The sequence below is a fragment of the Paenarthrobacter aurescens genome (genome assembly GCF_025421775.1).
GTDB lineage: Bacteria > Actinomycetota > Actinomycetes > Actinomycetales > Micrococcaceae > Arthrobacter > Arthrobacter aurescens_B.
The window spans coordinates 161442-176115 of sequence record NZ_JAOEFX010000010.1; the positions used below are offsets into that span (position 1 = coordinate 161442).

The 14674-nt window shown below is 63.9% G+C and carries 6 protein-coding genes, 1 tRNA gene and 1 riboswitch; of the genes, 4 read left to right on the forward strand and 3 right to left on the reverse strand.

The window, feature by feature from the left end:
- The first annotated feature begins 8 nt into the window (after window positions 1-8).
- A complete protein-coding gene (locus N7568_RS19755) occupies window positions 9-2174 on the forward strand; it encodes a RecQ family ATP-dependent DNA helicase (protein WP_261611476.1) in 2166 nt (721 codons plus the stop codon).
- 188 nt (window positions 2175-2362) lie between these two features.
- Complete coding sequence (locus tag N7568_RS19760; protein WP_261611477.1) at window positions 2363-3796, forward strand: MFS transporter; 1434 nt, start codon at window positions 2363-2365, stop codon at window positions 3794-3796.
- Window positions 3797-3834: 38 nt separating this feature from the next.
- Here the strand turns inward: N7568_RS19760 and N7568_RS19765 are convergent.
- Window positions 3835-3922: transfer RNA gene (locus N7568_RS19765), tRNA-Ser, on the reverse strand.
- Between the two features lie 65 nt (window positions 3923-3987).
- A complete protein-coding gene (locus N7568_RS19770) occupies window positions 3988-6219 on the reverse strand; it encodes a prolyl oligopeptidase family serine peptidase (RefSeq protein ID WP_261611478.1) in 2232 nt (743 codons plus the stop codon).
- Between the two features lie 59 nt (window positions 6220-6278).
- Here N7568_RS19770 and N7568_RS19775 point away from each other — a divergent pair, with 59 nt between their 5' ends.
- Together N7568_RS19775 and cycA are read left to right on the forward strand one after the other, a co-directional pair.
- Window positions 6279-8228, forward strand: a complete 1950-nt coding sequence (locus N7568_RS19775) for an FAD/NAD(P)-binding protein (protein ID WP_261611479.1) — start codon at window positions 6279-6281, stop codon at window positions 8226-8228.
- A 74-nt stretch (window positions 8229-8302) separates the two neighbouring features.
- Window positions 8303-8401: riboswitch (glycine riboswitch) on the forward strand.
- Between the two features lie 144 nt (window positions 8402-8545).
- On the forward strand, window positions 8546-10006 hold the full coding sequence (gene cycA / locus N7568_RS19780) for a D-serine/D-alanine/glycine transporter (protein WP_261611480.1): 1461 nt from the start codon (window positions 8546-8548) through the stop codon (window positions 10004-10006).
- Between the two features lie 104 nt (window positions 10007-10110).
- Here the strand turns inward: cycA and N7568_RS19785 are convergent, their stop codons facing one another.
- The gene (locus N7568_RS19785) at window positions 10111-14646 is read right to left on the reverse strand and encodes an ExeM/NucH family extracellular endonuclease (RefSeq protein WP_261611481.1); all 4536 of its coding nucleotides are present in this window, start codon (window positions 14644-14646) and stop codon (window positions 10111-10113) included.
- Window positions 14647-14674 lie beyond the last annotated feature (28 nt).

The window sequence follows — 14674 nt, forward strand, 5'->3', positions numbered from 1 at the left end:
CTGGGTTGATGGCCTACAACTCCCCGAATGCTGCCGTTTCCGTGCAATCACCTACCGAAGAGCAAGCCCTGGCGTGCCTGCGGGAGCTGGTGGGGCATCCCGAAGCCCGGTTCCATGACGGCCAGTATGAAGCGATCGAGGCATTGGTTGATGCCGGCCGGCGGGCTTTGGTTGTCCAGCGAACCGGTTGGGGAAAGTCAGCCGTCTATTTCGTCGCATCGTTGCTGTTGCGTCGGCGGGGCGCCGGTCCAACGCTGATTGTGTCGCCGTTGCTGGCTCTCATGCGTGACCAGGTAGCCGCAGCTGCCCGGGCAGGAGTGCGGGCCGTGGCCATCAACTCCGCCAACGCACTGGAGTGGGACACTGTCCTGGCCCAGTTGGCTGCGGACGAGGTCGATGTCCTTTTGGTCTCACCGGAGCGGCTCACCAACCCCTCCTTCAGGGAGAACCAGCTCCCGGAGCTCATCCGTCGAACCGGGCTCCTGGTGATTGACGAGGCCCACTGCATCTCGGACTGGGGGCACGACTTCCGGCCAGACTATCGCCGCATTGCGGACCTCATCGCGCAGCTTCCGGATTCTGTTCCTGTCCTTGCCACCACGGCAACCGCGAACTCCAGGGTGGTCCATGACATCGAGGAGCAACTCGGCGCGGGAGTGCTGACAATCCGCGGCGCACTTGGCCGTGAATCGCTGCGCCTTGGCGTCCTGACCCTGCCCGACTCCCGGGACCGGTTGGGCTGGTTGCTGACGCACCTGTCAGACATGCCCGGCAGCGGCATCATTTACACACTCACGGTCTCGGCTGCGGAGGACACTGCCCGGCTTCTCGCTGAGGCCGGACACAACGTCCTGTCATATACAGGACGGACAGACCCCGCGGACCGGGAGCGAGCCGAACAGCTCCTCAAGGACAACGAGGTGAAGGCCCTGGTTGCCACGTCCGCCCTGGGAATGGGTTTCGACAAACCGGACCTGGGCTTTGTCATCCACCTTGGCGCGCCGTCGTCACCCGTTGCCTACTACCAGCAAGTTGGACGCGCGGGACGTGGAGCAGCCAACGCGGACGTCTTGTTGCTTCCCGGCTCCGAGGACCGCGAGATCTGGCAGTACTTTGCCACGGCGTCCATGCCATCGGCCGAGAAAGCCGATGCCGTGCTCACTGCCCTTGGGGAGGCAGGCTCGGCCCTGTCCACGGTCGCGCTGGAAGCCCGGGTGGATCTTCGCCGGACGCCTCTGGAACTCCTTCTCAAGGTCCTGGCCGTTGACGGGGCGGTAGAACGCGTTGGGGGTGGCTGGCGGTCCACCGGAGTGCCGTGGAACTACGACGCTGAGCGCTACTCCCGCATTGCCGAGGCCCGCGTGGACGAGCAGGATTCCATGGTGATCTACCAGGACACTGCTGGATGCCGTATGGAGTACATCACCTCCGTGCTGGATGACGAAACTGCTGCCGCGTGCGGGCGCTGCGATAACTGCGCAGGCCGATGGTTCCCCACGGACGTGGCCGCCTCGGCCGCCGACGCCGCGGGACAGACCCTGCGCCGTGCCGGCATAGCCGTGGAACCGCGCCTTCAGTGGCCCAGCGGCATGGACCGGCTCGGCGTAGCGGTCAAGGGAAAGATCAAGCCGGATGAGAGCGTGTCTGAAGGCCGGATCCTGGCCAGGCTCACCGACCTCGGTTGGGGTGGGGCTCTGCGCGAGTTGTTCGCCGCTGGTGCCCCGGACCGCGCGGTGGACCCTGCAATGCTGCAGGCCTGCGTCCAGGTACTGCGCGAATGGTCAGGAGCCGAGGGCGGAACTCCGTGGAGCGGAGTCGGGCGGCCTGCGGCTGTTGTCAGCATCCCTTCACGCAGCAAGCCGCAACTCGTCGAGTCCCTGGCCCAAGGAATAGCGGGCATAGGCCGGATGCCGTACCTCGGGCAACTTCAGCCCCAGCATGGCGGGCCAACCGGAGCACGTGGAGGAAACAGTGCCTACAGGCTGGCGGGCGTCTGGGACAGGCTTGCCGTCGGTCCCGATCTTGCCCAAGCCCTGTCGGGTACCGGAGGCCAGCCAGTGCTGTTGGTCGATGACCTCATTGACAGCCGCTGGACCATGACCGTCTCGGCCAGGGCATTGCGCCAAGCCGGGGTAGGCGCGGTCCTCCCGCTGGCGCTGGCGCAAGCGGGTTAGCCCCACGAGGCCGGCAGCGAGGCGGCCCGGGACCACCCGGGCAGGCCAGACCGGCAGAACCGCGCCCCGGCAGAACCGCGCCCCGGTAGAACTACGTCATGTTGTGATCGCTCCCACCCTGCGTCTATAGGATCGAGCAAACAGCCTGCAGTCTGTCGCGGGCCACAGCCAGAACCTGGACCGGAGCCATGAGCACAAACCCGAACAATACAGAAGTCGAAGCGGCCGACGAAACCAGCTGGCGGCCGCGCCTGGCCCTGTTGGTGGCGGCAACATTCTTCATGGAGTTTCTGGACGGGACCATCCTCACCACGGCCATTCCCAGCATCGCGTCCGATTTCCGGGTGGCACCCGCCGACATCAACATCACCATGACTGCCTACCTGGTGACGGTCGCAATGGGCATTCCATTGAGCAGCTGGCTGGCCGAGCGTTTCGGCGCCCGCAGGATCTTCTGCCTGGCGATATCGGTGTTCACCATCGCCTCGCTCTTCTGCGCCATCAGCACCGACCTCACAATGCTCACGCTCAGCCGGGTGGCGCAGGGAATGGGTGGCGCCATGATGGTTCCGGTGGGCACTCTGGTGGTGTTGCGCGGTACTCCCAAATCGGAGCTTCTCCGCGCTACCGCTTACCTGGTGTGGCCCGGCCTCCTGGCTCCGGTGCTGGCTCCAATGGTGGGCGGCGCCCTCACCACTTTCCTGTCATGGCACTGGATCTTCATCATCAACGTTCCGCTGGGATTGGCTGCCTTCATTGCCGCACTGAGGCTGGTGCCGCGCACGCAGTTCGACGGCAAGCGCCGGCTGGACTGGTTCGGCTTGCTGCTCACCACCCTGGGTGTTGGTGCCCTCGTTGTCGGCCTGGAAACCCTGGGTGGCCACGCATCGAATGTGCTGGCTGTAGCGGTGGTTACTGCAGGAGTGCTGTCTCTCGCGGGTGCTGTCTGGTGGATGAGCAAAGCGAAGGTTCCGCTGTTCAACCTCAGTGTCTTCGGCACCAGGACCTTCAGGGCAACGTCCACCGGGGGATTCATTTACCGGTTGACCATCAGTTCGGTGCCTTTCCTGTTGCCCTTGATGTTCCAGGACGGCTTTGGCTGGGACCCTTTGAAGGCGGGAGTGATGGTCGCGGCAGTGTTCGTGGGCAACATCGGGATCAAGCCGGCCACGACGCCCCTGATCCGGAGTTTCGGGTTCAAGCCGGTGCTGGTCTTTGCCTCGTTTGCATCGGCTGTGACGTTTGCGTTGTGCGCTTTCCTTGATGCCCAAACACCCGAGCCGCTCATCTTCGCGCTGCTCCTGCTCAGCGGTGCTTTCCGTTCCATCGGCTTCTCCGCATATGCCTCAGTGCAATATGCGGACATCGTCCCGGGACAGCTGCCCTCAGCCAACGCCATCTCGGCAACACTCGTCCAGTTGTCGGCTGCAGCCGGGATCGCTGTGGGTGCTTTGTTCCTGCGCCTGTTCGAAACCACAGACGTGTTTGGCCCGGATCAAGTGGCGGCCTACAAAGGTGCTTTCATCGCCATGGCCGTTCTGATGCTGATCAGCACCGTGGACAGCCTGACCCTCCACCGTCATGCGGGCGCCGAAGTCAGCGGTGGAGCGAAGCGGCGTTAAACGCAAAAGGTCCCGGTTCGAAAACCGGGACCAATTCGCGGAGACGGGGGGATTTGAACCCCCGGTGGAGTTGTGCCCCACACTTCATTAGCAGTGAAGCCCATTCGGCCGCTCTGGCACGTCTCCCTTTGCTATTGCTAGCCCACCAAGGATACGCAGAACGTGCCGTCGAGCGCAAAACAGACGGACTGTTAGTTGCTTCCAGCCAGCGAACGCCACAGGAAGTGGTTGCTCCGCGCCTGCAATGCCGCTGCCTGCCTGTTGTCCGACGCGCCGGCGTGACCGCCCTCAAGAGCCTCGTGGAACCAGACATTCGGGATGCCCATGGCCTGCATGCGTGCCGCCATCTTGCGGGCCTGGACGGGTCCAACGCGGTCATCGGACGTGGCAGTCCAGATGAAAGTCTCGGGGTATTCCACGCCGTCGTGGAGGAGGTGGTACGGCGAGAAGGTGCGGATGAACTCCCACTGCGAGGGAAGGTCGGGGTCGCCGTATTCGGCAATCCACGAATACCCGGCGGAGAGCTTGGTGTACCGGCGCATGTCCAGGAGCGGCACCCCGCAGGACACGGCACCGAACAGTTCGGGGTACTGGGTCAGCATGTTGCCCACCAGAAGCCCGCCGTTGGAGCCGCCCACGCAGCCCAGCCGGGGGCGGCTGGTGACGCCGCGTGAGATCAGGTCCCGGGCTACGGCGGCGAAGTCCTCATATGCGCGGTGCCGGTTCTCCTGCAGGGCGGCCCGGTGCCAGGAAGGTCCGTATTCGCCGCCGCCGCGGATGTTGGCCACAACGTACACACCGCCGCGCGAGTGCGCATCTCCGCCGTCCTCGGTGGAAGCGCCCACCGTGCGCCGTTCGAGCCATGCCCGCCCAATGGATCCGCTGTAGGCCGGGGTACGGGAAATCTCGAATCCGCCGTAGCCGGAGAGTTGGGTGGGGTTCTGGCCGTCAAGTACCAGGTCTTTGCAGGCGACCTGGAAGTAGGGAACTTTGGTTCCATCTTCCGAAACAGCAAAGTGCTGCTGGACCTCGTAGCCGGCTTCGTTGAAGAACGACGGCGACCGCTTTATTACTGCGTGCTGGCTGGCCACGGCGCCGGCGTCCGGCGATCCGGCGGGGGCAAGCGTCCCACGGGTCAACGTAGTCGGCGTGGTGAAACCGGTGGCCACCAGCCAGAAATCGTTGCCGGCAGGGCCCAGGTCCTCGTCGTCCACGGCGTAGGCATTGACGTCATGCAAGGGCGGGCAGGCGTCGAGCACGGAGGATGCCCAGCCGCTGTCCGGGTGGTGATCGGACGGATCCAGCACCCGGATTTCGGAGGAGACATCGTGGAGCAGGTTCAGCAGGAGGTAGTCCTTGGTCCAGCTCCAGGACTGGAGGGACGTGTGCGCGTCGGGCGCAAACAGCACCCGCAAAGAGCGGGAGCCGGCCAGATACTCCTCAAAGCCAGCGGCAAGCAAGGATCCCGCCGGGTACACCACACCAGCCACGTCCCAATCTTTCTGCGGGCGGAACAGCAGCCAGTCGCGGTGGGCGCTGATGTTGACGTCCGTGGGGACATCGATGGCCACCCATGAGTCGTCGCGCAGCAGGTAGGTGCTGCGGTTGTAGAAGTCGATGTAGTCAACGGCGAAGGTCCGCTCGAAACCCGGCGTGGAATCATGTGCCACCATGGCCAGCATGTGGTCCTCGGGGATCTCGAAGAGACGTTCAGCGTCGGCTAGGGACTGGCCGCGGCGAAGCTTGACGCCGGTCCGCGCGTAAGAGGACGTGGTTGCCGGCAGCCCCTCGGCGGTGCTGGACACGAGCAAGGTGTCGGCATCCAGCCAACTGACGTTGCCCTTGGCCGTGGGGAGGTCGAAGCCGCCCTCCACAAACGTGCGGGATTCGACGTCGAACTCGCGGTGGCGGTCAGCGTCCCCGCCGTCGGGGGAGAGCGAGACCATGGCAAGCCGGTAATCGGCGTCATCGGCCGGCCGGAGGAAACCCGCCCCGTGGAACACCCATTCGACCCCCTCGGCTGCGGCCAGCGCGTCGATGTCCAACAGAACGTCCCACTGGGGTTCCGCTGTAAGGTAGCTCTCCCAGGTGGTGCGGCGCCACAGTCCCTTGGGGTGTTCCTGGTCCTTCCAGAAGTTGTAGTAGAAGTCGCCGCGTTTGTTGACCATGGCGATGCGGTCCGTGGAGTCGAGGACTTCCAGGATGCCGGCCTCGACGGCCTCATATTCGGAGTCTTCCAGCAAGTCTTCGGTGCGCGCGTTTTGTTCGCGGACCCACGCCAGCTGTTCTTCGCCGTGGATGTCTTCGAGCCATACGTTTTCATCCGTGGGTTCAGGCGCGACGTCCGCTGCGTGGCGCGGACCGGAGGCCGGCGCGGTGTCATTCTCGGAAAGTGGCGACTGATCAGCTTCTGTGGTGGTCATCGCCCCATCCAAGCAACACTGTTCGACGGTAAGCAAGTCACAGGAAGTTAGGCTTGAGCGTGGCTAAATCGCAAACCAACCGTGTTGCCCTGCTGGGGGCCGGCCCTCGGGGTACCAGCGTCCTTGAGCGGTTGCTCGCGAATTGGGCCGCGGAGAGCGGCAAAGGCGAAACGCTGCACATCGACGTCGTGGACCCATACCCGGCTGGTTCGGGGCACGTGTGGCAACCGGAGCAGTCACGGCTGTTCTTGATGAACACGCAGTCGTTCTACCCGACTCTCATCCCCGAGGACCCCAGGCTTGCACCGCCGCTTGCCGGCGTTTCGTTCGACCAATGGCGCGAGGCCAGGCGTCGTGACGGCATGGGACTCAATGACGCCGAGAAGGCGGAGCTGGCCACCCTCGAATCGCACGATTTTCCCAGTCGCGCGCTGTACGGGCGGTACCTGCGGCAGACGTTGGAAGGTCTCCTGGACCGGATGCCCGACGGCGTCGAGGTCACTTTCCATGAGACGCTCGCCGTTGCTGCGCGTCCTGTGAAGCAGGAAGAGGAAAGCGGGTTCGACGTCGAACTCGCCAACGGCGTGACGCTTACCGTCGGTTCCGTGGTCCTCGCGTTGGGCCACATTGAGTCGCGTCTGAATCCCGAGCAGCGGTCCTTCAAGAGTGCTGCTGACGAGCAGGGGCTGCTCTACTTCCCGCCAGCACCGCCGGCCGACGTCGATTGGCAGGCAGTACCGGACAATGAGCCCGTATTGGTCCGCGGCATGGGGTTGAATTTCTTTGACGTCATGGGCCAATTGACGGAGGGTCGCGGCGGCAAGTTTGTCGACGCCGGCACCCCGGGAGCCGGCGTGCTCGAATACCGGGCCTCGGGGCGGGAGCCGAAGATCATCGCGGCTTCCCGACGGGGAACACCGTATCGGGCCAAAGCCGGGCTGGCAGGCTATTACCCCAGCAGTATCACCATGCGATACCTGACGGAAGATGCGGTGGACCGGTTTCGCGCGGCCGGAATCCAGCCTGGTTTCGATCACGACCTCTGGCCGCTGCTGCACCGCGATGCGCTGTGGGCCTACTATTCAACGCTTGCCCGGTCCCAGGCAACGGCCATCAAGGACCCGGCGCAGTTCCTGGCGGACCTTGAGGACGCCCTCCAACCGCACGCCCACACCACAGCCAACTGGGAAAGCGATGTGGGGGACCTCGTGGAAAAACACGTTGTGGCCTCCCGTCGACTGAATCTCCGCGGACTCGCGGCCCCGCTCGCCGGCCGGACATTCGCGTCCCGGCGCGAACTGGATGCAGCCATCACGGCTTACTTGGATGATGACGCCCGGAGATCTGCCCTGGGCGAAGCCGACCCCGTGAAAATGGCCATCGGTGCCCTCCACACCGGGCGGGCAATCCTCAAGTCGGTGGTGGCTGACGGCGGGATCACGGACGAATCATGGCTGGCGGGGTTGCGCGGCTGGTTCGAGTCGTTCGTCGAGGGGTTGGCCAGTGGAGCGCCTGCGCTGCGCTCGGAGCAGCTGGCCGCCTTGGCGCGAGCCGGCGTCGTGAGTTTTGTGGGACCCGACCCGAAGTTCAGTGTGGACCGGGGCGCGAAGGTGTTCCGGGCGGTTTCGCCGTGGGTGCACGATACGCCGGTGGAAGCGCGGACACTTGTCGAGGCGATGTCTCCTGCCAATAGGGTGGGCATTAACCTTTCGCCGCTCCTGGAGCAGCTGATGGCGGACGGACTGGTGCGTACCAAGATCATGATGGGCGCGGAGGGCACCCCCATGCAGACCACAGGCTTGGACGTTGAACCGCATCCCTACAGGCCGTTGGCCGCGAACGGATCCATCACCAAAGACTTGTACGTCCTGGGGCTTCAGTTGTCCGCTTCGCAGTGGGGGACAGCGATCGCTGCCGAGGCGCGCCCGCTCACCGGGCCCGCATACGCCAGCGGGCAGCGGACCCTCCGCGATGCCGACGAGATCGCCCGTAGCATTCTGGGCCGCTAGCGCCACGAGGTTGCGGCTGCCTCCAGCCTTCGTTACTGTGTGAGCTGCATCACCCACTTGGGTGTGCGCGCTTTTGATCTGCGGCGGGAGAGTCCTGCCGGTACATCCCGTCAGGCGCCGTAGGAGCAAACCCTCCCCAGGAATCTCTCAGGCCCATGTACCGCCGCGGCGAGGCAACTCTGGAAAGCAGTCCGTACACCGGGCTCACCGAAGGTGCAAGCAGGCCCATGCCTGTGGAAACTCTCAGGTCCACCTACAGAGCGGGGAGGAACCCGAATCATTGTGGCACCCTGTGCCGCCTGAACGATGGAGTTCCTTTGACGATTCAGCGCCCACCTTCCACCGATTCCCCCCATCTTGAGCGTCAGCTCAGCAACCGCCACATCCAGCTCATCGCCATCGGCGGAGCGATCGGCACCGGCCTGTTCATGGGCTCCGGCAAGACCATTTCCGCGGCCGGCCCGGCCGTCATTTTCGTGTACATGATCATCGGCTTCATGCTCTTCTTCGTGATGCGGGCCATGGGCGAGCTGCTGCTGAGCAACCTGAACTACAAGTCCTTCAGCGACTTCGCGGCAGACCTGCTGGGTCCGTGGGCCGGGTTCTTCACCGGCTGGACATACTGGTTCTGCTGGGTCATTACGGGCATCGCCGACGTGATCGCGATCGCCGGGTACTCCCAGGAACTGTGGCCTTCCCTTCCGCTGTGGGTGCCCGGCCTGATCACCATCGGCATCCTCCTGCTCCTGAACCTGGCCACGGTGAAAGCCTTTGGCGAGACCGAGTTCTGGTTCGCGCTCATCAAGATCGTCGCCATCGCTGCGCTCATTGTTGTTGGCCTCTTCATGATCTTCAGCGGCTTCCAGTCCGACGCCGGACCCGCCAGCTTTACCAACCTGTGGAGCCACGGCGGTTTCTTCCCGAACGAATTCATGGGCTTCGTGGCGGGCTTCCAGATTGCCGTCTTTGCGTTCGTGGGCATCGAACTTGTGGGAACCACCGCCGCTGAGGCCAAGAACCCGGAGAAGAACCTGCCCAAGGCGATCAACTCCATTCCCATCCGTGTCCTGCTGTTCTACGTGGGCGCCCTCATCATCCTGATGTCCGTCACTCCGTGGACCCAGTTCGCTGCCGGACACAGCCCGTTCATTGCCATGTTCTCGCTCGCTGGCCTCGGCGCAGCGGCCACCATCGTCAACCTCGTAGTGCTGACCTCCGCCATGTCCTCGGCCAACTCGGGCATCTATTCCACGTCCCGCATGGTGTTCGGGTTGGCACAGGAAGGCGACGCTCCCAAGGTGTTCGGCGCACTCTCCGGACGCAAAGTACCCCGTAACGCACTGTTCCTTTCCTGCGTCCTGCTGCTGTCCGGCGTCGTCCTCATGTATGCCGGCTCGGACATCGGCAAGGCGTTCGACATGGTGACCACCGTGTCTGCCGTCTGTTTCGTCTTTGTGTGGTCGATCATCCTGGCCAGCTACCTGGCTTTCCGGAAGCGTCGCCCGCACCTGCATGATTCATCAGCGTTCAAAATGCCCGGTGGCGTGGCGATGGTGTGGGTTGTGTTCGCGTTCTTTGCCTTCGTGCTGTGGGCCTTGACCACCCAGCCGGATACATTGGCAGCACTGTTGGCCACACCTGTGTGGTTCCTGATCCTGGGCGTCGCCTGGGCCATCCTTCGCCGCAGGCCTGCGCACCTGGCGCGCTACGAACAGTTCAAGGCTGAACTCCAACGTGATGCGGACAGGACGCGGGAGCCGGAACCGGCAAGCAAGTAGCCACTCCGCATCAACAAAGGCCGCATCAACAAAAGGCCGCATCAACAAAAAAGCAGGGCCCCTCCCGATGATGGTGAGGGGCCCTGCTTTTCACTCAGGGGTGATTAGCCCCTCAGGCACTTCTGGTACTCCAACCATGCGAAGGCGTACCGCAGCCAGCCCACGATGTCGTACCACTTGGATGGCTTGACCGGGGGTGTGCACTGCGGTGGGTTCGGGCCGCTGGCAGCCACCTTCACCAGGGCCTTCACCACCGTCCCGGATTCGACGGCGGTCAGTACGAGTGTGCCCGTGCCTGCAGCTGCCGCCGCGGGAACCTTGAGGTTCACCGTGGCAGAACCTGCGGATACGGGAACTGCGCCGAGTGCCACAGCAGCACCCTTTGCATCCACGAAAACGGCGTTCAGCGATGCGTTGGCAGGGCTGCCGATCGACGTCAGGTTCAACTTGGAGACGGCCAGCGTGATGGACTCTCCAGCCTTGACCTCGGCTGCGGTGGAGTTGGCCACGGCAACAGAACGGCGTGCGAAGTCCGGGGACACCGGATTGTGTTCCTTCAGGAATTTGATCCACGCATCACGGTCCACCAGGCCAGTGTCCTTCGTATTGGCGCCTTCCTTGAAGACCCGGAAGTTGTCACCGCCGGTAGCCAGGAAGCTGAAGGTTCCGATCCTGTACTGCTTGGCAGGATCGATCACTGCGCCGTTCACCCAGATGCCGGTGATGCGGTCACCTGCGGGGCGTGCGGCGTCGTAGGTGTAGTTCACGTTCTTGGACAGTCCCAGCTGCTGGTAGGGACGGCTGGGAACGGTCCCGTCGGCGTTGGTCTGCCACTGCTGCTCCAGGAGGGTCTTGAACTGCGCACCGGTGAGGGACGTGGTCCAGAGGTTGTTCACGAACGGCAGGACCGCGTTGGCCTCGGCGTAGGTGATGGTTCCGTCCGGTGCGTAGTAGAGCTCGTTGCGGAGGCCGCCGGGGTTCACGACACCGATCTCCGCCGCACCCAGCTCGGGCGCCTTGAGCGTGTCCACGAGGGAGTCCGCCACCAGGTTGCCCAAGGTGGACTCACTCGCACGGTCGTCCCGCTTGGGGGCGCCGCCGGCCGGATCCGGGGTGAAAGCGGTGGTGATATCAGCGGTCACTGCGCCGACCGGCTGGTTGCCGATCTCGGCAGCTTCTGCGAGAGCTTTGTCCACGATGGTCTTCACGGCAGCCACCCGCGGGTAGGCGGCAACGAGGCTTTCAGCGGTCTCGGTGGTCCGGTCGACGATGGCAGCCTTGTAGGCGGTGACGGACTTGGTGGCAGTGTCCACGGTGAGCGTCACGCTGCCCACATTTTCGCCGTAGTTTCCTGTCTGTACGATGGGCCGGGTCTTGCCGGTGGGCTGGCCGTTGGCGTCCAGGATCGGAGCATCCCAGGCGTATTCCTTGTGGGTGTGCCCGGTGAAGATGGCCGCGACGTCAGGCGTAGTTTCGTTGACGAGCTTGGCAAACGGTCCACCCGCAGCAACCTCCTGCTCCAGGGTGGCGCCCTCAGGCGTGCCGGAAGCAGCGCCGTCGTGGTTTTCCACGATGATGAGATCCGCCAGGTCTTCAGCCTTGATCTTGGCGGCTACCCGGTTGATGGCTTCCACAGGATCCCCGAACTCAAGATCGGCAATTCCGGCAGGGGTTACCAGCGACGGAACTTCCTGGGTCACGGTACCGATCACTGCCACCCGCATACCGTTCATGTCCATCACCTTGTACTCCGGGAGGACAGGAGTGGTGGTGCCCTTTTGGTAGACGTTCGCACCCAGGTAGGCGAACTTCGCGTTGGTGCCGCCGGCGATGACGCGGTCGCGCAGGTCCTGCCAGCCGCCGTCGAACTCGTGGTTGCCCACAGCAGAAGCCTGCAGTTCCAGGGTGTTCAGGACATCAATGGTGGGCTGGTCCTTCGCCACGGAGGAAGCGAAGAGCGAGGCGCCGATGTTGTCGCCGGCCGAGATGAAGGCTGTCGCGCCGGGGGCAGCCGCGGCGCGGAGCTTCTCCACGGTTCCCGCAAAGAGCACGGTGTTGGAGTCGATCCGGCCGTGGAAGTCGTTGATACCCAGGAACTGCAGATCAACGGTGGCTGGTGCGTCGGGAGCCAGATTCAGGCCTACCACCACGGGATCATGGTCGCTGGCACGGAACTCGTCCCCGGCATAGTAGTTGGTCACATTGTTGTTATACCTGCTGTACTCCAGAGCGACTGACTCCACGGAGTTGATGTTCCAGATGTCGGTGCCTGTAACTGCCTCAGCGGCAGCGGGGGAAGCAAGGATGTGGTCCAGGGAACCCACCATGCCGCCGAACAGGTACGAGTGCTTGCCCGTACCAACTTCGAGATCGGTGTAGCCGGCGCCGGTGAGGACGTTGATGGGATCTTCCTTGGCGTAGGCGTTGAAGTCACCTATCAGGAAGACCTTGTCCGTGCCCTTGGTGGCCTGGAGATCCTTGGAGAAAGCGAGCAATGACTCGGCCTGCTTGGTTCGGGCAATGTTCGAGGCGCCCTGGCCCTTGTCCGTGTCGTCCGGTGTTGCCGCGGAGCCCTTGGACTTGAAGTGGTTCACGATGGCGATGAACTTTTGGTCATCGTCTCCACCCACCGGCTTGAAGACCTGTGCCAAAGGCTTGCGGGCACTTGCGAAGGCCACGGTGTCGTTGTGGATGATGGACTCGCCCACAGGTTCGGCCACGGCCTTCTTGTAAATGAACGCGGTGCGGATCATGTCCTCGTCGCTCAGCGGGGGAGCGTTGGCGGGTGTGCGCACGTAGTCCCAGACACCAGGTGTCTTGACGTTCAATGCCTCCACCAGTTTGGACAGCGCGTAGTCGCGGTCCTTGCCGAACTGTGCGGAGTTCTCGATCTCCTCAAGGGATACGACGTCGGCGCCCGACTTGGTAATGGCCGCGACGATCTTGCTCTGCTGACGCTCGAAGTTCTCAGCGTTGGCAGCCCCGCGGGCGTTGCAGCCTTCCTTGACCGTGATCGGGTTGCCTTCGCGGTCGGTGTAGAAGACACAACCGGCCAGCTGGTCGCCGGTGGTGGGGAAGTAGTTCAGGACGTTGAATGACGCCAACTTCAGGCTGCCTCCAACGTCAGCAGGACCCTCGGGCCGGGTGGCCGTGAAGGTCGCGGGCTGCACGGATTCAGCGTTGGCCGGGCTCAAGGCGGTGAGCGGCTGGAACTTCCAGGAGTTGTTGCCGTAGCCCAGGATCACGTCCGTTCGGAATTGTGCCGGAGAGCCGACGCGGACGGGGTCCGACGTGGTCAGGTACGGCAGTTCCTGCGCCTTGGTGGTGGCGTCCTTCAAAAAGTTGGTGGACGCGCCGTCGTCGAGCTTGATGCCCCGCAGGGCGTTGTCGGCAACCACGGCGGCGTACTCCGGCGAACCGTAGGTGGCCACCGCCGTCGGCTGGACCAGAGGGGACGTTCCGGCCGCGAGGCCGATCTCGCCGTACTGGTTCAGGGAGTAGTTGTCCGTGACAGTGAAGTCGCCCTGCGGTGCAACGAGCATGCCCTCGAGGCTTTCCCGGGCAGCCTCGTTGGCCGGCAAGGTGAACGGTGTGGATTTGACCTCGGGTGCAGCCTCCGTGAGCTTCTTGAACCCAGCAGCCTCAACGGTGAGCTGGGTCTGGTTGGCGAACTCGCTGACAACACCGGTGAGTTCCACATAGTCGCCCGGCTGGACCGTTCCCGCCGTCGTCGGTGAATAGACGAACAAAGCGTCCGACGCCGTCCTGGCCGCCGCGGCGGTTTCGCCGCCACTTCCGGGAGTCTGGATGTAGTAGCCGTTGAAGCCGCCGGTTGCGTAAGCGGCTGTGACCTTGCCTCGCGTGGTCACGGTACTGCCGACAAGCGGGCTGGCCGTGCCGGTTCCCTGGATCTCCGCAATGGCCTTGACGCCGGGTTGCGGCTCAGGATCGGTGGGAGGAGTTCCGCCGCCGTTTGAGGCGGTAGGGGTGATGGTGGCGTTCAGGCTGAAGTCCGCGGCGTTGGAGTCTGTGTCCGCGCCATTGCTTCGGTTCAGGCTTTTGACGTCCGAGTTACCCGTGGGTGCGGTTGCGACGGCGGTCTCGAACGTGTTGGACGTGCCGTAGCCCAGGAGGTCTGCGATAGCGGCGTTCCCCGTCACAGAACCTGACGGCAGCGGTGAAACCGCGGTGGCCTGCTTGGCCAGGATCAGGGTTCCAGTTGTTCCACTGGGGTTGAGGGTGCCGGTGGCCTGCACATCGGGCGCGGGAAGCGCAGGGGCCGTGGACGTCCCGCTGTTGGTGGCTCCCTGCACCAGGAAGTGGCCTTTTGCAGGAATGCTTCCGGCCAGTGGGGTGATGCCCGTGGGTGCCGCGGTGGCCGTGGCCGAACGGTACTGCAGTGACCAGCCCGCCAGGCTGACCGGTGCGTCCGAGGAGTTGTAGAGCTCCACGAACTTGTTCTTGAAGGCCGCGCCGCTGCTCCCGCCGCTGAGGTAGGCCTCGTTGATCACCACGGGCGATGAGCCTGCGGCTGCGGACGGATCATCCGCTGCCATGGCCGGAACAGCCGTCAGTGGGGCGGCAAGCAGCCCCAATGACAAGACCGTTCCTGCCGCTAATTTCCAATGTTGTTGGTGCATCCGCTCTAACTTTCATTAGGGGGCCCGG

What these genes read in the sequence shown, in the direction of transcription:
- N7568_RS19760 (WP_261611477.1), top strand. Translation starts at nt 2,363, where the DNA reads ATGAGCACAAACCCGAACAATACAGAAGTCGAAGCGGCCGACGAAACC.
- N7568_RS19785 (WP_261611481.1), bottom strand. Translation starts at nt 14,646, where the DNA reads ATGCACCAACAACATTGGAAATTAGCGGCAGGAACGGTCTTGTCATTG.
- N7568_RS19755 (WP_261611476.1), top strand. Translation starts at nt 9, where the DNA reads ATGGCCTACAACTCCCCGAATGCTGCCGTTTCCGTGCAATCACCTACC.
- N7568_RS19770 (WP_261611478.1), bottom strand. Translation starts at nt 6,219, where the DNA reads ATGACCACCACAGAAGCTGATCAGTCGCCACTTTCCGAGAATGACACC.